Origin of the sequence: Shewanella sp. MSW (assembly GCF_007636515.1) — a bacterium.
In the GTDB taxonomy this organism is placed as follows: domain Bacteria; phylum Pseudomonadota; class Gammaproteobacteria; order Enterobacterales; family Shewanellaceae; genus Shewanella; species Shewanella indica.
The window spans coordinates 45,228-63,759 of sequence record NZ_LVDR01000011.1 but is presented as its reverse complement, the minus strand read 5'-3'; the positions used below and the strand labels follow the sequence as shown (position 1 = coordinate 63,759).

General features: G+C 48.4%; 18 protein-coding genes and 2 tRNA genes. 13 read left to right on the top strand and 7 right to left on the bottom strand.

The features are described from left to right. Window positions 1-886: 886 nt before the first annotated feature. The 3 genes from AYI96_RS13235 to AYI96_RS13225 all read left to right on the top strand — a co-directional run bounded on the left by AYI96_RS13235 (window position 887) and on the right by AYI96_RS13225 (window position 4,739). The gene (locus AYI96_RS13235; protein ID WP_039034273.1) at window positions 887-2,179 is read left to right on the top strand and encodes an NCS2 family permease; all 1,293 of its coding nucleotides are present in this window, start codon (window positions 887-889) and stop codon (window positions 2,177-2,179) included. 185 nt (window positions 2,180-2,364) lie between these two features. Continuing rightward, complete coding sequence (gene proB / locus AYI96_RS13230) at window positions 2,365-3,483, top strand: glutamate 5-kinase (protein WP_039034272.1); 1,119 nt, start codon at window positions 2,365-2,367, stop codon at window positions 3,481-3,483. Continuing rightward, window positions 3,480-4,739: a glutamate-5-semialdehyde dehydrogenase gene (locus AYI96_RS13225; protein WP_144361750.1), complete on the top strand. Its 1,260-nt coding sequence runs from the start codon at window positions 3,480-3,482 to the stop codon at window positions 4,737-4,739. The genes proB and AYI96_RS13225 overlap by 4 nt, the downstream gene beginning before the upstream one ends. 83 nt (window positions 4,740-4,822) lie before the next feature. Here AYI96_RS13225 and ybaK read toward each other — a convergent pair whose 3' ends face one another. Further along, a complete protein-coding gene (gene ybaK / locus AYI96_RS13220) occupies window positions 4,823-5,296 on the bottom strand; it encodes a Cys-tRNA(Pro) deacylase (RefSeq protein ID WP_028780679.1) in 474 nt (157 codons plus the stop codon). A 394-nt stretch (window positions 5,297-5,690) separates the two neighbouring features. After that, window positions 5,691-5,984: a DUF3144 domain-containing protein gene (locus AYI96_RS13215; RefSeq protein ID WP_025009906.1), complete on the bottom strand. Its 294-nt coding sequence runs from the start codon at window positions 5,982-5,984 to the stop codon at window positions 5,691-5,693. A 962-nt stretch (window positions 5,985-6,946) separates the two neighbouring features. Here AYI96_RS13215 and AYI96_RS13210 point away from each other — a divergent pair. From AYI96_RS13210 to AYI96_RS13195, 4 genes are all read left to right on the top strand, one after another. Beyond that, the gene (locus tag AYI96_RS13210; protein WP_144361749.1) at window positions 6,947-7,333 is read left to right on the top strand and encodes a hypothetical protein; all 387 of its coding nucleotides are present in this window, start codon (window positions 6,947-6,949) and stop codon (window positions 7,331-7,333) included. Window positions 7,334-7,503: 170 nt separating this feature from the next. Beyond that, window positions 7,504-7,761 carry a hypothetical protein gene (locus AYI96_RS13205; protein ID WP_144361748.1) on the top strand — a complete coding sequence of 86 codons (258 nt, stop codon included), beginning with the start codon at window positions 7,504-7,506 and terminating at the stop codon, window positions 7,759-7,761. Window positions 7,762-7,831: 70 nt separating this feature from the next. Next, entirely contained in the window at window positions 7,832-8,230 is a 399-nt protein-coding gene (locus tag AYI96_RS13200; protein WP_039034267.1) for an SMI1/KNR4 family protein, read from the top strand. Window positions 8,231-8,330: 100 nt separating this feature from the next. Beyond that, the gene (locus tag AYI96_RS13195) at window positions 8,331-8,711 is read left to right on the top strand and encodes a hypothetical protein (protein WP_071476912.1); all 381 of its coding nucleotides are present in this window, start codon (window positions 8,331-8,333) and stop codon (window positions 8,709-8,711) included. Window positions 8,712-9,226: 515 nt separating this feature from the next. Here AYI96_RS13195 and AYI96_RS13190 read toward each other — a convergent pair. Next, window positions 9,227-9,320: transfer RNA gene (locus AYI96_RS13190), tRNA-Met, on the bottom strand. Window positions 9,321-9,442: 122 nt separating this feature from the next. Between AYI96_RS13190 and AYI96_RS13185 the strand changes: the two genes are divergently transcribed. The 6 genes from AYI96_RS13185 (at window position 9,443) to AYI96_RS13160 (ending at window position 14,676) form a co-directional block, all read left to right on the top strand. Beyond that, window positions 9,443-10,753 (top strand): tyrosine-type recombinase/integrase, encoded by a 1,311-nt coding sequence (locus AYI96_RS13185; RefSeq protein ID WP_144361747.1) that lies wholly within the window; start codon window positions 9,443-9,445, stop codon window positions 10,751-10,753. Further along, window positions 10,750-11,634 (top strand): hypothetical protein, encoded by an 885-nt coding sequence (locus AYI96_RS13180; protein WP_144361746.1) that lies wholly within the window; start codon window positions 10,750-10,752, stop codon window positions 11,632-11,634. Before AYI96_RS13185 ends, AYI96_RS13180 begins: the two co-directional genes overlap by 4 nt. A 92-nt stretch (window positions 11,635-11,726) precedes the next feature. After that, entirely contained in the window at window positions 11,727-11,921 is a 195-nt protein-coding gene (locus AYI96_RS13175; protein ID WP_144361745.1) for a helix-turn-helix transcriptional regulator, read from the top strand. Next, the gene (locus AYI96_RS13170; protein WP_144361744.1) at window positions 11,914-12,339 is read left to right on the top strand and encodes a hypothetical protein; all 426 of its coding nucleotides are present in this window, start codon (window positions 11,914-11,916) and stop codon (window positions 12,337-12,339) included. Before AYI96_RS13175 ends, AYI96_RS13170 begins: the two co-directional genes overlap by 8 nt. Continuing rightward, window positions 12,332-13,258 carry a primase-helicase zinc-binding domain-containing protein gene (locus AYI96_RS13165; RefSeq protein ID WP_186300064.1) on the top strand — a complete coding sequence of 309 codons (927 nt, stop codon included), beginning with the start codon at window positions 12,332-12,334 and terminating at the stop codon, window positions 13,256-13,258. Before AYI96_RS13170 ends, AYI96_RS13165 begins: the two co-directional genes overlap by 8 nt. After that, window positions 13,255-14,676: a DUF3987 domain-containing protein gene (locus tag AYI96_RS13160; protein WP_144361742.1), complete on the top strand. Its 1,422-nt coding sequence runs from the start codon at window positions 13,255-13,257 to the stop codon at window positions 14,674-14,676. Before AYI96_RS13165 ends, AYI96_RS13160 begins: the two co-directional genes overlap by 4 nt. Before the next feature lie 438 nt (window positions 14,677-15,114). On the opposite strand, the gene AYI96_RS13155 is transcribed toward AYI96_RS13160, so the two are convergent. The 4 genes from AYI96_RS13155 to rpoD form a co-directional block, all read right to left on the bottom strand. Then, window positions 15,115-15,780 (bottom strand): hypothetical protein, encoded by a 666-nt coding sequence (locus AYI96_RS13155; protein WP_144361741.1) that lies wholly within the window; start codon window positions 15,778-15,780, stop codon window positions 15,115-15,117. Between the two features lie 12 nt (window positions 15,781-15,792). Then, window positions 15,793-16,164 carry a hypothetical protein gene (locus AYI96_RS13150; RefSeq protein ID WP_144361740.1) on the bottom strand — a complete coding sequence of 124 codons (372 nt, stop codon included), beginning with the start codon at window positions 16,162-16,164 and terminating at the stop codon, window positions 15,793-15,795. 212 nt (window positions 16,165-16,376) lie between these two features. Further along, window positions 16,377-16,453, bottom strand: a tRNA-Ile gene (locus AYI96_RS13145). Between the two features lie 180 nt (window positions 16,454-16,633). Further along, window positions 16,634-18,481, bottom strand: coding sequence for an RNA polymerase sigma factor RpoD (rpoD, locus tag AYI96_RS13140; RefSeq protein ID WP_101094736.1), 1,848 nt, complete (start codon window positions 18,479-18,481; stop codon window positions 16,634-16,636). Between the last annotated feature and the right edge of the window lie 51 nt (window positions 18,482-18,532).

The following is an 18,532-nucleotide window of genomic DNA, read 5'->3' as shown; positions in this document are numbered from 1 at the left end:
CATTTGGGCGCTGACTGACAGTCAATTACAGCGTTAGATTTTACTTAATCTGGATGAGGTTGGTTTGGTTTGTTTTGCTATTATTTCTTTAAAATCAAGTGGTAATATTTTTTATTCATTGTGTTTCGAAGTGTATCATTAAGTGCCATGGGTAAATCTTGTGTAACGTTTATGTAATTGGCTTACATTTTTAGGCGTGTTTTAAATTTTTAGCCTTGATACTTGTAATAAAATTACAAATGGCTATAATAGCTCTCGTTGGTTAGGCAAGCGCCTTCCACCTCTAGTCAATCCAGGATGGATAACTATCTCCAGGGAAATGAGTGACAAGTTGTCTCCACGGATATGAGAACCTCTAGTTCCAGGGAACCGAGCCAAGCTTCACTAGAGTATTTATTTCACAACTTTGTTAGGAGTATCGGCTATGTCTTACACAGGCAAAAACAACCTAGTTTATTGGAGCAACACCTGGTTTGATTGTCAGGTTTTGCGCGGCGGCATGTTCGCCATGAGTTTTAAGGGCTGACTACCCCTTTAAGTAGTTCCATCATCCATCAACCTTTGTTCACCACTTTGTGGTGTATTTAGACTCAAGTTGCAATAGAGGTTTTGCTTCTGTTGCCAGGTGTTACCCGCTAGCGCGGTAGACTCTTTCCCTTTTGGGTGCTTGATACATGTCTTGGCCTGCTCTTTGAGCAGGCTTTTTTTTGTTCGCAGCAAAATGTGAATAAATTGTGAGCTGGTGGGCAATTAATGGATACCACAGGCCGACTAAGTACTCTGGTGCTGGTCTGATCAGCGCAAACTCCCTATAATCTGCCGCCGATGACCTCGTTAAAGAAGTGTCACAAACCTCCCTACACTCAAATTCAAGGAACCTGGTTCCATGTTGGAAAAACTGTTCAAGTTAAAACAAAACAAAACCTCTCTGAAGCAGGAAGCTGTGGCGGGTCTAACCACCTTTCTGACCATGGCTTACATCATCTTCGTTAACCCCTCAATGCTGGCTGATGCCGGTATGGATCAGGGCGCAGTCTTTGTGGCGACCTGTATCGCGGCGGCGATAGGTTGTCTGGTCATGGGGCTTTTGGCCAACTATCCCATCGCCCTGGCGCCGGGAATGGGTCTCAACGCCTTTTTTACCTATACAGTTGTGGGTGAAATGGGTTACAGCTGGGAAACCGCGCTTGGCGCCGTATTCCTCTCCGGGATCTGCTTTATGATCCTCTCCCTGGTACGAATTCGGGAATGGGTGGTCAACTCTATTCCTATGTCGCTGCGCCTCGGTATTGCCGCAGGTATCGGCTTGTTTTTGGCGCTCATTGGCCTCAAGAGTGCCGGTATTGTGGTTGCCAATCCGGCGACTCTGGTAAGTATGGGGGATATCACCGCATTTCCGGCACTGATGTCGGTATTGGGGTTCTTCCTGATCATCGCTTTTGTTCAGCGTGGATATAAGGCGGCGGTGATCCTCAGCATTCTGGCCATCACTCTGCTAGGGCTGGCCTTTGGTGATGTGCAATATAGTGGCCTGGTATCCATGCCGCCCTCCATTGCGCCTACCTTTATGAAGATGGATCTCTCCGGCATGCTGGAGATCAGCATGATTTCCGTAGTGTTCGCCTTTTTATTTGTGGATTTGTTCGATACCTCTGGCACCTTGGTGGCCGTGGCGCAGCGTGGTGGTTTCCTGGATGATAAGGGCCGCCTGCCAAGACTCAATCGCGCCCTGACCGCCGACAGCGCTGCCACTATTGCCGGGGCCATGCTGGGTACTTCGACCACCACAAGTTATGTCGAGAGTACCTCAGGCGTCAGCGCCGGTGGCCGTACCGGCTTGACCGCCGTCGTGGTCGGGCTGCTGTTTTTGGCTTCACTCTTTATCTCGCCGCTGGCCGGTATGGTGCCTGCTTATGCAACCGCGGGCACCCTCTTTTATGTGGCGATTCTGATGATGTCTGGCCTGGTGCATGTGGAGTGGGAAGATTTGACCGAAGCCGCCCCTGTGGTGGTGGTCTGCCTGCTGATGCCATTGACCTTCTCAATAGCCACGGGGATCGCCTTTGGCTTTATCGCCTTTGCGGCGATTAAACTTCTCTGCGGCCGTTTTCGCGATCTCAATGCCGGGGTGGTGGCACTGGCGCTGCTGTTTATTCTCAAGTTTGCCTACGGCGGTTAAGGCTAAAGCGCGAGCATCTGCTTTATAAACTGCATTTATTAAGGGTCATACTTGGTATGGCCCTTTTTGTATGAGATATCGCAATAAATAACGATTTTGTCCGCTTGAATGCCGACTGCCGCTAGGAATCCGGCGACGGATTGGGTATAAGATTTATCCCCGACTTTTTTAAGTAAATACAAGTGATGAACTTGAGTGACACACGCTACCGCCGGGTAGTGGTAAAACTGGGTACCAGTGTGCTTACCTCCGGCAGCAAGCGCCTGGACAAGGCCCATATGGTCGAGCTGGCCAGGCAGATGGCGACCTTAATGCGCGCCGGTATCGAAGTGGTTTTGTGTACTTCCGGCGCCATTGCCGCCGGGCGCGAGCACCTGATGTATCCGGAGTTGCCGGATACCATGGCCAACAAACAGTTGCTCGCGGCCGTGGGCCAGAGCCAGTTGATCCTGGCCTGGGCTCAGTTGTTCAGTATTTATGGTCTGCACGTGGGGCAGTTGCTGCTGACCCGGGCGGATCTGCACGATCGCGAGCGCTATCTCAACGCCAGAGATACCCTGAATGCGCTGCTGAAACAGAATATTATCCCCATCATCAATGAAAACGACGCCGTTGCCACCAATGAGATCAAGGTAGGGGACAACGACAACCTGTCTGCCCGCGCAGCGCTTTTGTGCGATGCCGACTTGCTGATCCTGCTGACAGACCAAAAAGGCTTGTTCGATGCCGATCCGCGCCATAATCCCAATGCTCATCTGATCAGCGAAGTGGTCAATATCGATGACAGCCTGCGGCAACTGGCCGGCGGCTCGGTTTCCGGTTTGGGTACCGGCGGCATGGCTACCAAGCTGGAGGCGGCCGACATAGCTCGCCGCGCCGGTATCGAGGTGGTTATCGCCTCGGGCCATCATCCGGACGCCATAGAAAAAATCGTTGCCGGCGAGTCAGTGGGGACTCACTTCTGCGCCATCGAAACCCCGCTGGAGAGCCGCAAACAGTGGATCCTTGCCGGACCCAAGGCCAAGGGGAAACTGACTTTGGATGAAGGCGCGGTGCGGGCGGTAACCGAAAAGGGCCGCAGTCTGCTGTCCAAGGGGATTATTGCTGTCGAGGGCGAGTTTGAACGTGGCGCTACGGTGCAACTATTGGATCCCAAGGGCCGTAAACTGGCGCGGGGGATCTGTCGCTACAGCGCCGTGGCCCTCAAACGTATCGCGGGCCAGCATTCAGATAACATTGAATCCTTGCTCGGCTATGACTATGGTGATGCAATAGTGCACCGCAACGACATGGTGGTTTTATGACAGCTGAATATCTGCAACAACTGGGGCAAAAGGCCAAGGAAGCCAGCTTTGCCCTGGCCAATCTTTCCGGCACCGCCAAGCAGCAATTGCTGCACAATATCGTTGCCGCTCTCAAGGCCGATGAAGCGGCTATTCTCGCGGCCAATGAGCAGGATGTCGCCGCGGCCAAAGAGGCCGGTCTCAACGCGGCCATGATAGACAGACTGCTGCTGGATAAGTCGCGCTTGGCCGGAGTGATAGCCGATATCGACAATGTGATTGCCCTTGCCGACCCCATTGGCCGCGAGTATGACAGCCGGGTGTTGGATAACGGCTTGCGCCTGTGTCGCCGCGCCGTGCCACTGGGGGTGATAGGCGTTATCTATGAGGCCAGGCCCAATGTGACTGTGGATATCGCCGTGCTGGCCCTTAAAACCGGTAATGCGGTGATCCTCCGTGGCGGCAAGGAAACCCTGAAATCCAACCTGGCGCTGGCCAAGGCGATTCGCCAGGGCGTTAAAGCCAGTGGCTTGCCGGAAGATGCGGTGCAGCTTATAGATAACCCGGATCGTACCCTGGTTACCGGCCTGCTCAAGCTGGATCAATATGTGGATATGATAGTGCCCCGCGGCGGCGACAAGCTGCAGCGGCTCTGCGCCGAGCAGGCAACTATCCCGGTTATTCTCGGCGGTATCGGCATCTGCCATCTCTATCTGGATAAGGCGGCCGATCTGGAGAAGGGCATTCCTGTCATCCTCAATGCCAAGGTGCAGCGGCCAACCGTATGTAACGCCCTCGATACTCTGTTGGTGCACAAGCAGATAGCCAAGGAGGCATTGCCCAAGGTGGCCAAGGCCTTAGTCGATGTCGGAGTTAAGCTGGTAGGCTGCCCTGAGACTGTAGCGATTCTTGGGGCTGAGCAAGTGGCCGCCGCCAGTAAGGATAGCTTTGCTACCGAGTGGTTATCCCTCAATCTGGGGATCCGGGTGGTCGATGATATCCAGCAGGCCATAGGCCATATTCGCCGCTATTCCAGCGGTCACTCTGAGGCTATCCTCACGGATGATATCATCGCCGCTACCGAGTTTATGAACCAGGTGAATTCGGCGGCGGTTTATCTCAATGCCAGCACCCGTTTCACCGATGGCGGCCAGTTTGGCCTGGGCGCAGAGGTGGCTGTCAGTACTCAGAAACTGCATGCCAGAGGCCCCATGGGGCTGGAAGCACTAACCGCCTACAAGTGGTTGGGTGTTGGTGATTACACCGCCAGAAGTTAGTGTTTACTTCTTGTAAAAGGTATTCAGAGCCACATATAACAAAGCCCCGCAGTTGCGGGGCTTTTGCTTTGGCCGCTTACGATTCAGCTCTTAATCGCCGCAAAACTGCCGCGGCAGAGCTTGGCCAAGTCCTCTGCGGCAAGACAGATCTCCAGCCCACGGCGACCGGCGCTGACATAGATGCTGTCAAACTCCTGGGCGCTGGCATCTATCACTGTGGGTAACTGCTTTTTCTGCCCCAGAGGGCTGATGCCACCCACCAGATAGCCGGATGAACGCTGCGCCAATTGCGGATTGGCCATCACCAACTTCTTGGCCTTAATCGCCTTGGCAACGCATTTCAAGCTAAGTTGATGATTCACCGGCACCAGGGCCACCGCCAGTGGCGGTGACTTTTCATCGCTGCTGACCAGTAGAGTCTTGAATACCCTGTTGGGATCCAGTCCAAGCGCACTGGCGGCCTCTTCGCCGTAGGAAGGGGCATTCTTGTCATGGTGATATTCGTGAACGGTAAAAGAGATCCCCGCCTTGGTGGCGAGATCGATTGCGGGTGTCACAAGTGTCTCCTTAGGTTGTAGCGTGAGCAGAGTTTCATATCGCGTTTTAATCCGGATATCTGTTGCGCCAAAACCTGTCTAACTATCAAAACAGGTGTCATAGCATAAGCCTCAAGCCTTTCAGGGTCGAGACTGCGGGTCACTCTTTTAAGACTCAGTTTAGGAGCAAGACCACAAAGCGGCATAAAAGCTTAAGTATTAACTCAAGCAATTGTCTGGAAAATAGCTTAGACATGAGCCCAGATATCAGCGGCTACTGATTATCTGAGTTAGGGGCTAATCCGAGGCTGGTAAAATCGATAGGCCAGGGAAGGGCTTTAAACATGAGTTAACCCATTTTTCCAAAATAAAACGCCCGGCATCTGGCCGGGCATTTTGAAAGACTATGGCGGCTTTACTTCTGCGTTGCGCGGTAGTGGTCGAAATTCTCGATATAGTCGTCCATCGAGCCTTCGAGCATCTCCTTGTAGCGCTCCATATAGTAATCCATCATCTCTTGCTTCTTCGACTGCATCTGCTCCTTGGTGGCAAAACCGGTAGAGCCGAACCAGGCATTGTAACGAGCCAGGGCATACATGAAAGAGGCACTGACTTCACCGGTCTGGACTTCAGTATTCTGGTTCTGTTTGTTAGCCAACTCGATGAGTTCACTGGCACGCTGAAAAAACGCCTTATCTGTATCAGACATCTGAGATTCCTGTTTAAAGCCGAGAGCTTGCCTCTCGTTGTTAGGGTTAACTTACCCTAGAGTGTTTTGCTGCAAACTGCTGTAATCCGCTTCACATTCCTGATTGCTAAAGCTAAACAAGCATGAGTTGAATCGCAAAAGAGAGCAACTAACTATCCCAAATAGCCAATCATTTAGGTGCCCTAGGCTAAGGAAGGTGCGACCAAGTCCCTTATGTGCTCTGGGTCGGCAGACAGACCTGTTTGTTGTGCTTTTCCCTTTTTTCGCTTTTACTTAATTTCTTCCGATTGGCGATTGTTTCGCTCACCCAATCTGGTTATTGTAGATACAATTCAACCGCTTATTTTAGGCTTTTTCTCTTAATGGCAAGCGATTATAACTCCTGGTGTAGTAGGCCATATAGGGAATATTGTCTTGACACAGTTCCAGGGCTGCTCTCGGCGGTTTTGGGGTATCTTCAGGGACGAAGTCAGTTTCGTATCCGTGCGGTAGCTATGCTTGCAGCAAAATGCTCCGCAAAAGCGCGCCTGTTATCGACGGTTTTCGCGTTAATCTGCTGGTGAAATTGAAAACATCAATAAAGTCATAATGATATACGTATTCCTAGTGGATAATAGCTTTGGAAACCGCGTATGCTTACCCTACAGCTGTTAGTAGGTTTGAATTGGGTCATGAGGTATTCTGAGCTTGTTGCTGATAGCGAAGCAGTCTTGTTTGAACTAGCAGAGTTAACTGGTATCGCATACGAAAAAGGAGAGTTTGCGGCGTTTAAAGCGCCCAACTTCTGCCCGGTGTTAACACGTCTTCGCCGAGCTCAAAGGAAAAATGGATATCTAACAATAGTTGAACACTAGATTTTGACCAAAGAATGCTCAAGTACCAAACAATGTTTGAGCGAAAAATAAACTTTTAGTGGGTTGCTAGATTTTTTTGATGCCTTAATTGGGAAAAGGAGTTTCTTGATGAATGAACTGGCCAATGAACTAGAAAGCAAAGGGTACAATATCAAGATTCAAGGTAATACGATAATTATTCGTTTAGGAGGCTTAACCAACCCGGTATCGGTTACCTATGATTGGGCAAAAGGCCAATATGATGTTGGTACTAGAGATTTACCTCTCGGTATCATCTACACGTTTCTATTTTCTATTTCTCTTTACGGAGCCTTAGTTTCCATCAGTTTTGTGAATGTTTTTCTGATTGCAGTCAGTGCTTTCGGGTTTACCTCTTTGATCATCACAGAATTGAGGGTTAGTCCATTGAGGTATTTTATAGCTCAAAAAAACGGGATGAAAAGCAAGGAAAAAACAAGTAAACCCAAGCTTAAAGACGTGGACAATGAATCCTAGGTAGAGGTTAGCACGACTGAAATAAGTTCGATTTCATCAAAGCTCTACAACTCAAGGCTCTCTTTCGATTTCAAAGAGCTTAAACCATATAGCGCTGCTTGGATGCAGACAGAAAGAAGATTAATTTGTCATTCTATAATGGATAGCTTGATTTTTGTTAAAGAGACCAAATGGTAGATTTCAGTATTTCACAAATAGGCGCACTGATCCTGCACCGGAATTTTAAGCTTTCAAACTTACTAGAATCAAAAATAATGGGAGCACCATCAAAGGCTGATATCTGGCATTTGCGTTGCAGAAAAGAGGAGCTGCTAACGCTTCAGAAAGCATTGGCAGAAAGACTCAAGCAAAATGAACAAAACTCTTCTCTAAGCTTGGTTCTAGAAGAAATTGATGAAATATGTAAAAAAAACACAATAATATGCTAATTAGTATTGCCCATTCTGGGCTTAACCTCGCTACGATTAGCTGTTGTCGGCGTGACGCATAAAGGACGATATGGAATACGTAAACAAACCACCGGGAGTAAGTAGAGAATCGATTAGAGAGCTTGAAGGGGCTTTTGGTGTGAGCTTACCAAGTGAGTTTTATGATTGGTGGCAGAACAGTAATGGGGCGGACATCTTTTTTGGTTTTAAAGAGCTGCAATTTTTCTCAATCATAGAAATACTCGGTGAGGATATATACGAGTTAAAGAAATATATGCCTAACTCAATACCTATTTGTATGGATGGAAATGGTAATATTTGCGTAGCAAAAATTGAACAGCGAGAAATTTCTGGCTATTACATCGCTAATTGTGGTGATTTAGGCTGGGACGAGGCCAAATTTGTTGCTAAATCTCTTGTTGAATTGATAAGTGATCAAGTTTCGCCGGAGAGTAGATTAAATGTTTAAGAACTGGCTATGGCATTAAGTTTGAATCGCAATGCGTCATTATTTTGTTCGTTAAAATTGTTTGCATTGCTTAGATGTTGTTTTTTGAAGGGGAGTAATTGTGATATTGCCAAGTTATTATGCGGAATGGCTCAATAGTATTGATACGGCTGAAGCTGTCTGTTACAGAGGGAGTGAGTTCTATTTGTTCCCGGAGAGTGAGCTTATTGATGAAATCACGATAGATAAAAACACTGTCAACACCTTTAATCAGCTTTATGCCTTCATCAAAACTCAATTGGAAGTTTCCGGTAGTTCTCCTTTAACCATTGAACAATGCAGATCTTGCATTACGATCGGAACTGATAATGGCAATCCAGTTTTTATCGATCTAATGCGTGACTCAGAATTGTTCTGCTATTACCTTGATGGTGGTTATATTGAAGCGAAAGGTGGTAATTTGCTTAGCTTAACAATGGAGGCGGAAATTTATGAGACATAGGGTAGCTGAGTGAATAAAGAGTTAATCACTGGCGAAGTTGTTGTGGTTGATTAAAAGTGATACTCGAGTAAGAAATTGTTGAAAACGATGGGTGCTTGGTATTTGGTTTAATAATAATGACTTTGTTGTATTCAGTAAGTGCAGTGGAGGGGGCAATATTCTGTGTCAGCCTGTCATAGCTCGATGTGAGCATCCAGTCGTCCCTCTAAGTGAAGCGACATTTGTGGCAAGGGCAGATTCCAGCAGTACAGAGAAACCTTGGTGAGCAACATACTGAGTTGAAATTCCGCTGACTTCTTCCTCCAGATTATTTATCTTCGTTCTAAATGCCTGCTGTGTTGTGCTTCTTGCAAAGGACTAGGGCTATTTGCTGCGAACCACGTCTTGTATCCAGGCCCGTAAGCCAATGCAGAGCACACATGGGGCTTGTTCGCACAACTGAGTGATAGAAAATAAACATACCCAGAAACAACAAAGGCTTAGCTAAATTGAGTTAGCTAAGCCTTCGAAAAATATGGTGGCCCCTCCCAGACTCGAACTGGGGACCTAACGATTATGAGTCATGATTTTGCTGAAACATTATGAGACCATAAATTAATCTAATGAGACAAAAACAATAGCTTAATCAATAACCTGTTATTCTTCCAATTGTCCCGTTCTGTGGCGTATTATCTTAGTGAGTCACAACACTACAGCACCCACTACAGCACCCAAAGGCACGAGGCGGAATCATGGCAGGCACAACGCTAACAGAGCGTGAGATCCGAGGCGCTAAACCCAAAGACAGTAAATATGAGCTTACCGACTCCACCAGAGAGCGCGGGGCAGGTCGGTTAGTGGTGAGGGTGTCTACCACTGGAGCCAAAGAGTTTGCGTTCAAGTATCAGATGGACGGCAAACGCCAATACATTGCATTAGGTCGCTACCCGTCTATCTCATTGGCCGAAGCCAGAGAGAAAATCGTCCCGCTTGCGGGGATGATTAAAGACGGCATTGATCCCAAGGTTGAACAAGCCAAAGACAAAGCCGAGCAAGAAGCCAAGCAGCAACAAGAAGCCAAAAAGGGCAGCATTGAGCAATTGTTCAGTGGTTACACTCAGCAAATGGCGGCAGATGGTAAGCGCACCCATAAAGCTGTCATGGCGGCGCTGGTCAAAGAGGTGTTGCCCTTAATCCCACCAGCCACCAAAGCCAAAGATGTGACAACCGATGATATTAAGCTGGTGTTGGGCGGCATGATCCGCCGAGGTTCGGCAACCCAAAGTAATCGTGTCCGTTCCTACCTGATGGCAGCATTTAACTATGGCCTGAAGCACGATAACGATCCCGCCCATATCGGCAGCAATGTGTTGTTTGGTATCCAATTCAATCCAGTTGCCGCAATCCCCAAGCAAACATCGGCTGAGCGAGTGGGCGAAAACTACCTAAATTTTGATGAGGTGCGTTTACTCATGGCCGATATGGAGAGCCGCGAAGGTTTTCGCATGGGCTTTCATGTGGCTAAGCTCATTCAGCTTTGCATTTACACAGGCGGACAACGCCCCTATGAACTGGCCTCAAGCCGTTGGGATGCCATCAATTGGAACGAAAAGACGTTAGAGATTATTGCCGATGTCTCTAAAAACAAGCGCCCCCACTTGTTACCGTTAACTGACACAGCCCTAACGCTACTGGAGCAACTCCACCAGCAACGCGACCCGTTGAACCCGTTCATCTTCCCGCACCGCTTCAATATTGGCGAGCATATCCGCATGGATTCGCTATCCCAAGGCATTAGCCGTTATCGGGAGGCTAAACCCGACTTTAAAGCATTTGTGGCAAGGGATTTGCGCCGCACCTGTAAAACCCTGATGGGGGCGCTGGGCATTTCAAAAGACTTGCGTGACCGCCTACAAAACCATGCGCTCAATGATGTATCAAGCAAACACTATGACCGTTACAGCTACTTGCCCGAAAAGCGCCGAGCACTTGAGGCGTGGGAAGCGAAGTTAAACGAAGTCGCACGAGATAATGTAATCGTAATAACAGGAAAACAGGGATGAATGGTAGCTGCAAAGAGACAACATTCGAGATAAGGGACTCAAAGTGTTTCATTTCTTTGAATGATGGGCTGTGGCAACAGATTGGTCAAAAGAGCCAAAAGCACGCTGAGCTTATGAGAATACTCGACAGTGCAAATTTTAGTGCTCATGGCTTCATGATGAATCATGTACCAATAGAGATTTATGAACGGCTAATGGATGAAGCTAAGACGGTTTGTGAGCTGTTTTGGAATGTTCCGCAACTAATCAATGTGCTAAGCGAGAATCGAGAGGGAAGGAAACCCAAAGCAGGGGTTAAACCATTTTTAAAAAATGTCATTGAAAGAAAAGTAAATTATCAGCTTGAAAATGCTGATTATGAGGTCTATCAGGCGTTATTTAACAGAACGCCACCAAATGGGCATATGGATGACTGGTTTCCCGTATGGATAGCAGCGTGTATCTGCGTATTTGAAAACAAAATCCACGATGCACTGAACCAAGGTGCTGATCTGGTTGAGCTAGAGGACGAGCAAAATTCTGTTATTAGTAAAATAGTGCGGCCTCTGGATGAATTGTTGAGGTTTGAAGTCAGAGAGTCGAAAAAGGCTCGTGAACAACGAGTACAATCTCAAAGAGGAGGAGGGAAGTCTCAAAAGCCTAAGTCTGTTATGCAGCAAGAAATAGCGGAAGTTTTGGCAGACCCTGAACTTGTCAAAAGGATTGAAAACTCATACAAACCTAGACCACATGAGATAGCAATAATCCTCAAGGAAAAGCGTAAGGTTGATGAATATAGTGTTGGTGTATCAATTTGGTTTGAGGAAGAAGTAAAGGCAAAGTCTTGGGGGCGCTTTAGCACTGTTATTAGCGAGCTATGGTCTCAAAGAAATAAAGCATAAATTTTCACACCACCCCCGTTATCTGTGAAATGAAGCCTTTTAATGGTTCATAACAAGATCAATTAAGACTTGTTATGACATAAGGAGGCACTATGCCTAACTCTAGAATTATCAAGTACAAAGAAATGTCTGAGCTTACTGGACGCGACAGGCGAACCCTGTGGCGTTGGTGGCAAAAGGATAAGTCATTTCCCAAACCGCTGATGCGAAATGGTGTTGCTATTGGCTGGACTGAAGAGCAATACGATCTTTGGCTGCAAGGCTTGGCTGGAGGTGAGCATGAATAGTTCACCAATGGGAAAAGGAAATAAAAAAAGCTGCGCGGATCTTGGCGGATTGAACGCAGCCTCTTTACCTAATACAGCTATCAATAATAGCTCGGCTAATGATAGTCCTACTAGTTCGCTATTACCACAGTCTCTGCGCAATGGTTTATTAACTGTTGAGCAAGCATTAGCGGCTAATTGCTTCCCAGCCAAGTTAACCACAGGGCTTTACTACCTTAAGGAACATTGCCCTACCGTGCGTAAAGACGCAGAAATGGCGTCTTTCGAAATACCGTATTTGCCAAGCTTTTTGCAACGTGCAAACCCGTTGCTAAGGCTGTATTGCGGCCTGCAAATTAGTTCCCGCAGTCTAGGTGATGGCAGTCGCAGGGTGCAGTATTACTTCTGCCCATACGCTGAGGAGGTCGTCAATGACTAACGACATTTTCTCAGCAATCAACACCGCAACTAACGGCCACTGGCTGAACGTGCTTAATGGCCTTGGTATCTCAGTGAATGGCAACAAACACCAGGCTTGCCCTGTGTGTGGTGGCAAAGACCGTTTTCGCTTTGATGACAAAGACGGGCGCGGTACGTGGTTTTGTAATCAGTGCGAGCCAAATAGCGGTGACGGGCTGGCGTTGGTGTGCAATGCCTTTGGCGTGAAACCTTATCAGGCGGCCGCGATGGTCGCACCCCTTGTGGGGCTTGATATGGGGCAGGGCATGGATGCTGAGCATATAAAACGCCACCAGCAACGCGCTGCACAGCAACAGGTACAACGCGAGCTGGAGCAGCTGAAAACCCGCGAGAAGGCCGCACAATTAGCCTATGACATAGCCCGCCATTGCTGCACTGAAGCAACGGCAGCGAATCAATACTTAGAAGTCAAAGGGGTGTTGCCGTTTGGCAGTTTGCAGCTAAACAGGCCAGTAACCTTACCTAATCGCCAATCCTTTAAGTCGGACACCTTGGTTATTCCTGTGCTTAACGGTGCGAAGATCAGCAGCTTGCAGTTTATCGATTCAGACGGCCAGAAAACTTTTCTTGCTGGTGGGCAAATCAAAGGCGGCATGTTCCCGCTTTGCAGCCAGATAGAAGCAGCCGCGACTATTTACATTGGCGAGGGCTTTGCCACCTGTGCAGCGGTAGCCGAGGACAGGCCAAAAGGTCGGGTTATCTGTGCCTTTAATGCTGGTGGCTTGGTGGAGGTTTCGCGAATTGTCCGGCGTTCAAGACCGCAAGCCAACATCATTATGCTGGCCGATAATGACCCCAGCGGGGCGGGTGAGCGCTACGCAAGGCAAGCCGCTATCGCCGTTAATGGCAGTTACTTAATGCCAGAGGTGTGCGCATGAATAAGCCAAAGAAAGGGGTAGATTTTGCCGACCCGCAAGGGCGGCAGCAGTTAAATAACTTAACACCGATTAAGCCAATGCAAGCGAGTAACTTACCCAGTACGAAATCAGCGGAAAAGCTCGATTTGGCAGCTATTGGTAAAGGTAATTCGCTAGTGACCTTTGCCGCGGATGTTGCGAGGGCTTATCAGTTTCCAACAAACACCGCCATGTTAACCGTGATGGGCATTTTCTCAGGCTATGCAGGGTTAAAATATTGCGTGCAATATCCGAATCAGGAGCGGCTACCGATGGGGCTTTATGTTGTCGCTGAGCAGCCACCAGCAGCGGCCAAAAGCTCAGTGTTACGCACAGCAACCACGCCATGTTTAAAAGCGATTAAGGCGCTAAATGATATTCGCTCAGCAGCCGCTACTGAGGAGGAACCCGCAAGGCCGATTCGGATATTGGGCTCAAATACAACACCAGAAGCCTTAGAGTCAGATCATGCCAAGGTTAATGAGGGCTATTTCTCATTGGCAAGTGCTGAGCAAGGGTTAAGTGATGTATTGCTTGGCCTAACGTCGGACCGTAAAGCTGATAGCGATTTAATACTCAAAGGCTTTAATGGTGAATGGCATAGCTCTAGCCGTGTGACCCGCCAAGGATATCAGGGCATAGTTCACGGGGCTATTACCTTACTGGCACAGGCTGGCAGCATTGATACCATTCTGGCAAAGAGCGGCGATACGGGAATTGCTGAGCGTTTTTTGATGCTGAGTGAGCCAACATTATTAGGCAAGCGGCGCTTTGGTAAAGCCAAACCTAGTTTTGTAGACCGAGAGCTAAAAGCCAGTTACGCCAAAGCGGTTGAAAATATCAGTGACTGGATGGTTAGCAATAATCACTATCCATTACTGGAACGCTTAATTTCGCTGGAGATAGAGCCGCAAGGCTGGCAAGCCATAGCGGATAAGCAGCAGGAAATTGAACCGCTATTAGCCGATGGGGAGCTTTATTCTCACGGGGTACTGCGGGGCATTTTCGGCAAAATAGATATTCAAGTGATGAAACTCGCCGCTACCCTGCACATTGCCGATTGCCTGATGACGGATAAAGCTGTGGGTGGTTTTATTCCTTATTCAGTGGTGATGGTCGCCATTGATATGGCCGCAGCCTTAGCCGCTAATGTGCGCCAGATTCTGGAAGAAAAGGGGATGATAGGTAAGTCTGCCGAGTGTGAGGCAATACTTAGGATGTTTGAGCAAGGTGGCTCCAAGACCGAACGGGAAATTATCCAAAGCCGCAGCCGAGTGGCACCATTCAAAACGATGACGGGCAATAAATCGGACGCCATTCGCGCCGCCATTGCGACTTGCATCAATGAGGGCAGTTTGCTCTGTAACGCTGGCATGCCGCCGCGCTATCGCTCACCTTGATAAATAATACTTAGAAGTCATAGCCCCCGTAAAACGGGGCTTTGTTGTATGTGTTGCACTGCTTACAACAGGGCTACAACTGCCTGAAAGCCTTTTCTGATGTGGGCTCTAAGCCAGAAAGGTTTTTTTGTTGTAGTGTTGTACTTGGTGGCGGGGGGCAGAGTAAATTTGATAATTGAACAGATGGCGGAGTCGGGAGTCGGTCTATAGCGACAGCCACAACACCTACAACATTACAACTCACTTAATTTAGCCTAGTAAATTCATGTTGTTAGCCGTTGTATGATGGTTACTACATAGCTACAACAGGCACGGTTGACATCAGCTGATAAGGATAGCTGGCGGACTTTTCCGACATCATTAGCCGCACGTTTTCTGACATCACTAAGGGAGTTTTCGGACACCTTTAACCCGAGTTTTCTTACTCTATAAAAAGGACTATTTACGTTTGTCGAGCTTAGCGGTTAGTTTGTCGATACGTTTGTCTGAATCATTAGTCCATCCTTGCGTTAAAGCCTTCTGTGTCAGTTTTAGCGCACCTTCAAGATCCCCCTCTTTTTCAAGAATGATCGCCAGTTGTTTAAAGCCAATATGAGAGGGCATTATTTGCGGGATGTCATAGCCCACCAGCTTATGGCCTAGCATGGCCTCAAGTTTTTTCAGGCTGATGCCTTTGGGCTTTGGGGGCTTGCTAAATGCGTTGGCAGCTTGCTTGGATATGGATATTTGCAGCAAACAAAGCTCTTTTGCTTTGTCGTAGTGCAATGGATTTTCTCGAAGGCGGTAGTGGTATTTAATTAAGCCCGTTAGCGCCAGATGAATGTCTTTGTAGTTCTTTCTTGGTTGGCTGAGAGCCTCTTTTACCGCTTGCTCGGTTTTGTTCCAGATGATGTCTTTCGCGTCATCCTTTGCCACACACGCTAAGACATCCAGTAAGCAACATTTACCCGTTTCACCATAGGATTTTCCGATTGGCGAGTAGAGAAATGGCGTACCTGAAGGGTAACCCATCGGCTGATAGTCTATGGCTATCTGAGCGCGTTGTGCAGGCGTTAGCGCCGTGTTCCACCATTCCTTTAAGTCGTAATAGTCCAATATGTCCATACAGTCACTCGACTACTTTATTGAGCTTTGAGTGTTGATAGTCATATTCGTTGGCGCGTGGGTTTCTGCGAAGTTCACTACCACACCATTTCTAAGCAAAATATCAAGTGTGTGAGTCGTGAAGTCGGATGTGGTTTTCATGGTAAACGCTTGGGCTGATGCGCTTCCCTCTGTGTAACTGTAAATCCACTTTACGTCTGTTTCGTTGATGACAGCTTTTACTTGTGGCTGACCAAAGAGGTTAACTAAATCTGCTTCTGCCGTTTTGCCCTTTTCTATCTTTGCCACCTGCTCGGAACTGAAATTGGTTCCTACGTTCATGTTAGATGTGTAGGTGCAAGCTGATAGCGTTATTAACGCTGCAAATATCCCTATAATTTTCATGTTAGTCCTTAGATGTACTGTTTAGGAATCGCCACCACTTCAAAAGCGGTTACATACATACTCTTTGACCGATACATTATTGGGGAGGCTTGGGGAAGGCAACAAGATCTTTTCTAATGCGAGTTTGAACACTACAGCACCCATTACAGCACCCAGTGTCCCAGAAAGCACAAAGGCTTAGTCAAATTAATGAGCTAAGCCTTTGAAAAATTTGGTGGCCCCTCACGGACTTGAACCGTGGACCTAACGATTATGAGTCGTGTGCTCTAACCAACTGAGCTAAGGGGCCGGCTTAAGGCAATCGTCATCACCAGAAGCGGGAGAGAGTATACGAAGTTTAATTGCGCTTGTCACCCGTGTTTTGCGCATTATTGATGCTATTGCTTTCAAGTGGTTATCTGTTAATCAGACTTGAGTCTTAAAGGCAATAAAAAACCCCGCGATGCGGGGTTTTTGTACAAAAGCTTGTTTACTCGTCCAGGAAGGACTTGAGGATTTCCGAGCGGCTCGGGTGACGCAGCTTACGCAGTGCCTTGGCCTCAATCTGACGAATACGTTCACGGGTAACGTCGAATTGCTTGCCCACTTCTTCCAGGGTGTGGTCAGTGTTCATGTCGATACCAAAACGCATTCTGAGAACCTTGGCTTCACGGGCTGTCAGGCCAGCCAGCACCTCATGAGTGGCGCTCTTGAGGCTTTCGCTGGTGGCGCTGTCCAGTGGCAGCTCGAGGGTTGTATCCTCGATGAAATCCCCCAGATGCGAATCTTCGTCGTCCCCGATAGGGGTCTCCATGGAGATAGGCTCTTTGGCGATTTTCAGCACTTTGCGGATTTTGTCTTCCGGCATCATCATCCGCTCGGCAAGTTCTTCCGGAGAAGGCTCGCGTCCCATTTCCTGCAGCATCTGCCGCGAGATACGGTTGAGCTTGTTGATAGTCTCTATCATGTGTACCGGGATACGTATGGTACGGGCCTGGTCCGCGATGGAGCGGGTAATGGCCTGACGGATCCACCAGGTAGCATAGGTAGAAAACTTATAGCCACGACGGTATTCAAACTTGTCTACTGCCTTCATCAGACCTATGTTGCCTTCCTGGATCAGATCCAGGAACTGCAGGCCACGGTTGGTGTATTTCTTGGCGATAGAAATAACCAGACGTAAGTTGGCTTCAACCATTTCCTTCTTGGCACGGCGAGCCTTGGCTTCACCTATGCTCATGCGGCGGTTGATGTCTTTGATTGAGGCGATAGACAGACCCGTTTCGGCTTCGATGGCTTCCAGCTTGGCGCGGCAACGCAGCACGTCTTCCTCGACCATTTTCAGGCCTTCGGCGTATGGCTTGCCGGAGTTCATCTCAGCGTTGAACCAGCTGATGTCGGTTTCGTTGCCGGTGAAGAGCTTAACAAAGTTCTTCTTCGGCATTTTGGCCTGTTCAACACAAAGCTTGAGGATCAGGCGTTCCTGAACCCGCACTTTGTCCATCATGCTGCGCATGCTCTTGACCAGACGGTCAAACTGCTTGGGCACCAGACGGAATTCTTTAAAAATTTCGCCGATGTGGAACAGAGCCGCGACTGACTCGGGGTGATCGCGTCCCTTGAGTTCGATGAGCTTCAGTGAGTTTTCATAGACGGCACGTAGTTGGCCGAAACGCTCACGGGCTTCTTCCGGATCCGGGCCTTTTGAGCCTTCATCTTCGGAATCGCTGTCGTCATCTTCGTCATCGTCGTCCATATCATCTTCATCATCCAGGTCTTCATCGGATAACTCTGAGCCAATATGGGTGGCGCTTGGGCCTACATTGTCTTCATCGGGATTGACAAATCCAGAGATAATGTCGGACAGGCGGATCTCTTCGGCCTCGAACTGATCAAACTGTTCGAGGATCATGGCGATTGCCTGTGGGTACTCGGCGACTGAGCTCTGTACCGTGTTGATGCCTTCTTCGATACGCTTGGCGATCTGAATTTCGCCTTCGCGGGTCAGCAGTTCCACTGTGCCCATTTCACGCATATACATACGCACTGGGTCTGTGGTGCGGCCCAGCTCGCTCTCGACTGAGGCCAGAGCTGCTGCGGCTTCTTCGGCGGCATCTTCATCCGTGCTGTCTTCCGACATCATAATGTCATCGACATCCGGTGCTTCTTCAAACACTCGGATACCCATGTCATTTATCATCTGGATAATATCTTCGATCTGGTCAGAATCGACCATATCTGCAGGCAAGTGGTCATTCACTTCTGCATAGGTTAGGTAACCTTGCTCTTTGCCTTTGGCGAGCAACAGTTTAAGTTGCGACTGCGGAGTTTGATCCATAGATATCATCCAAGTTGGGTAACTGTTACAACGATGGGCAGCGGCCTTGGG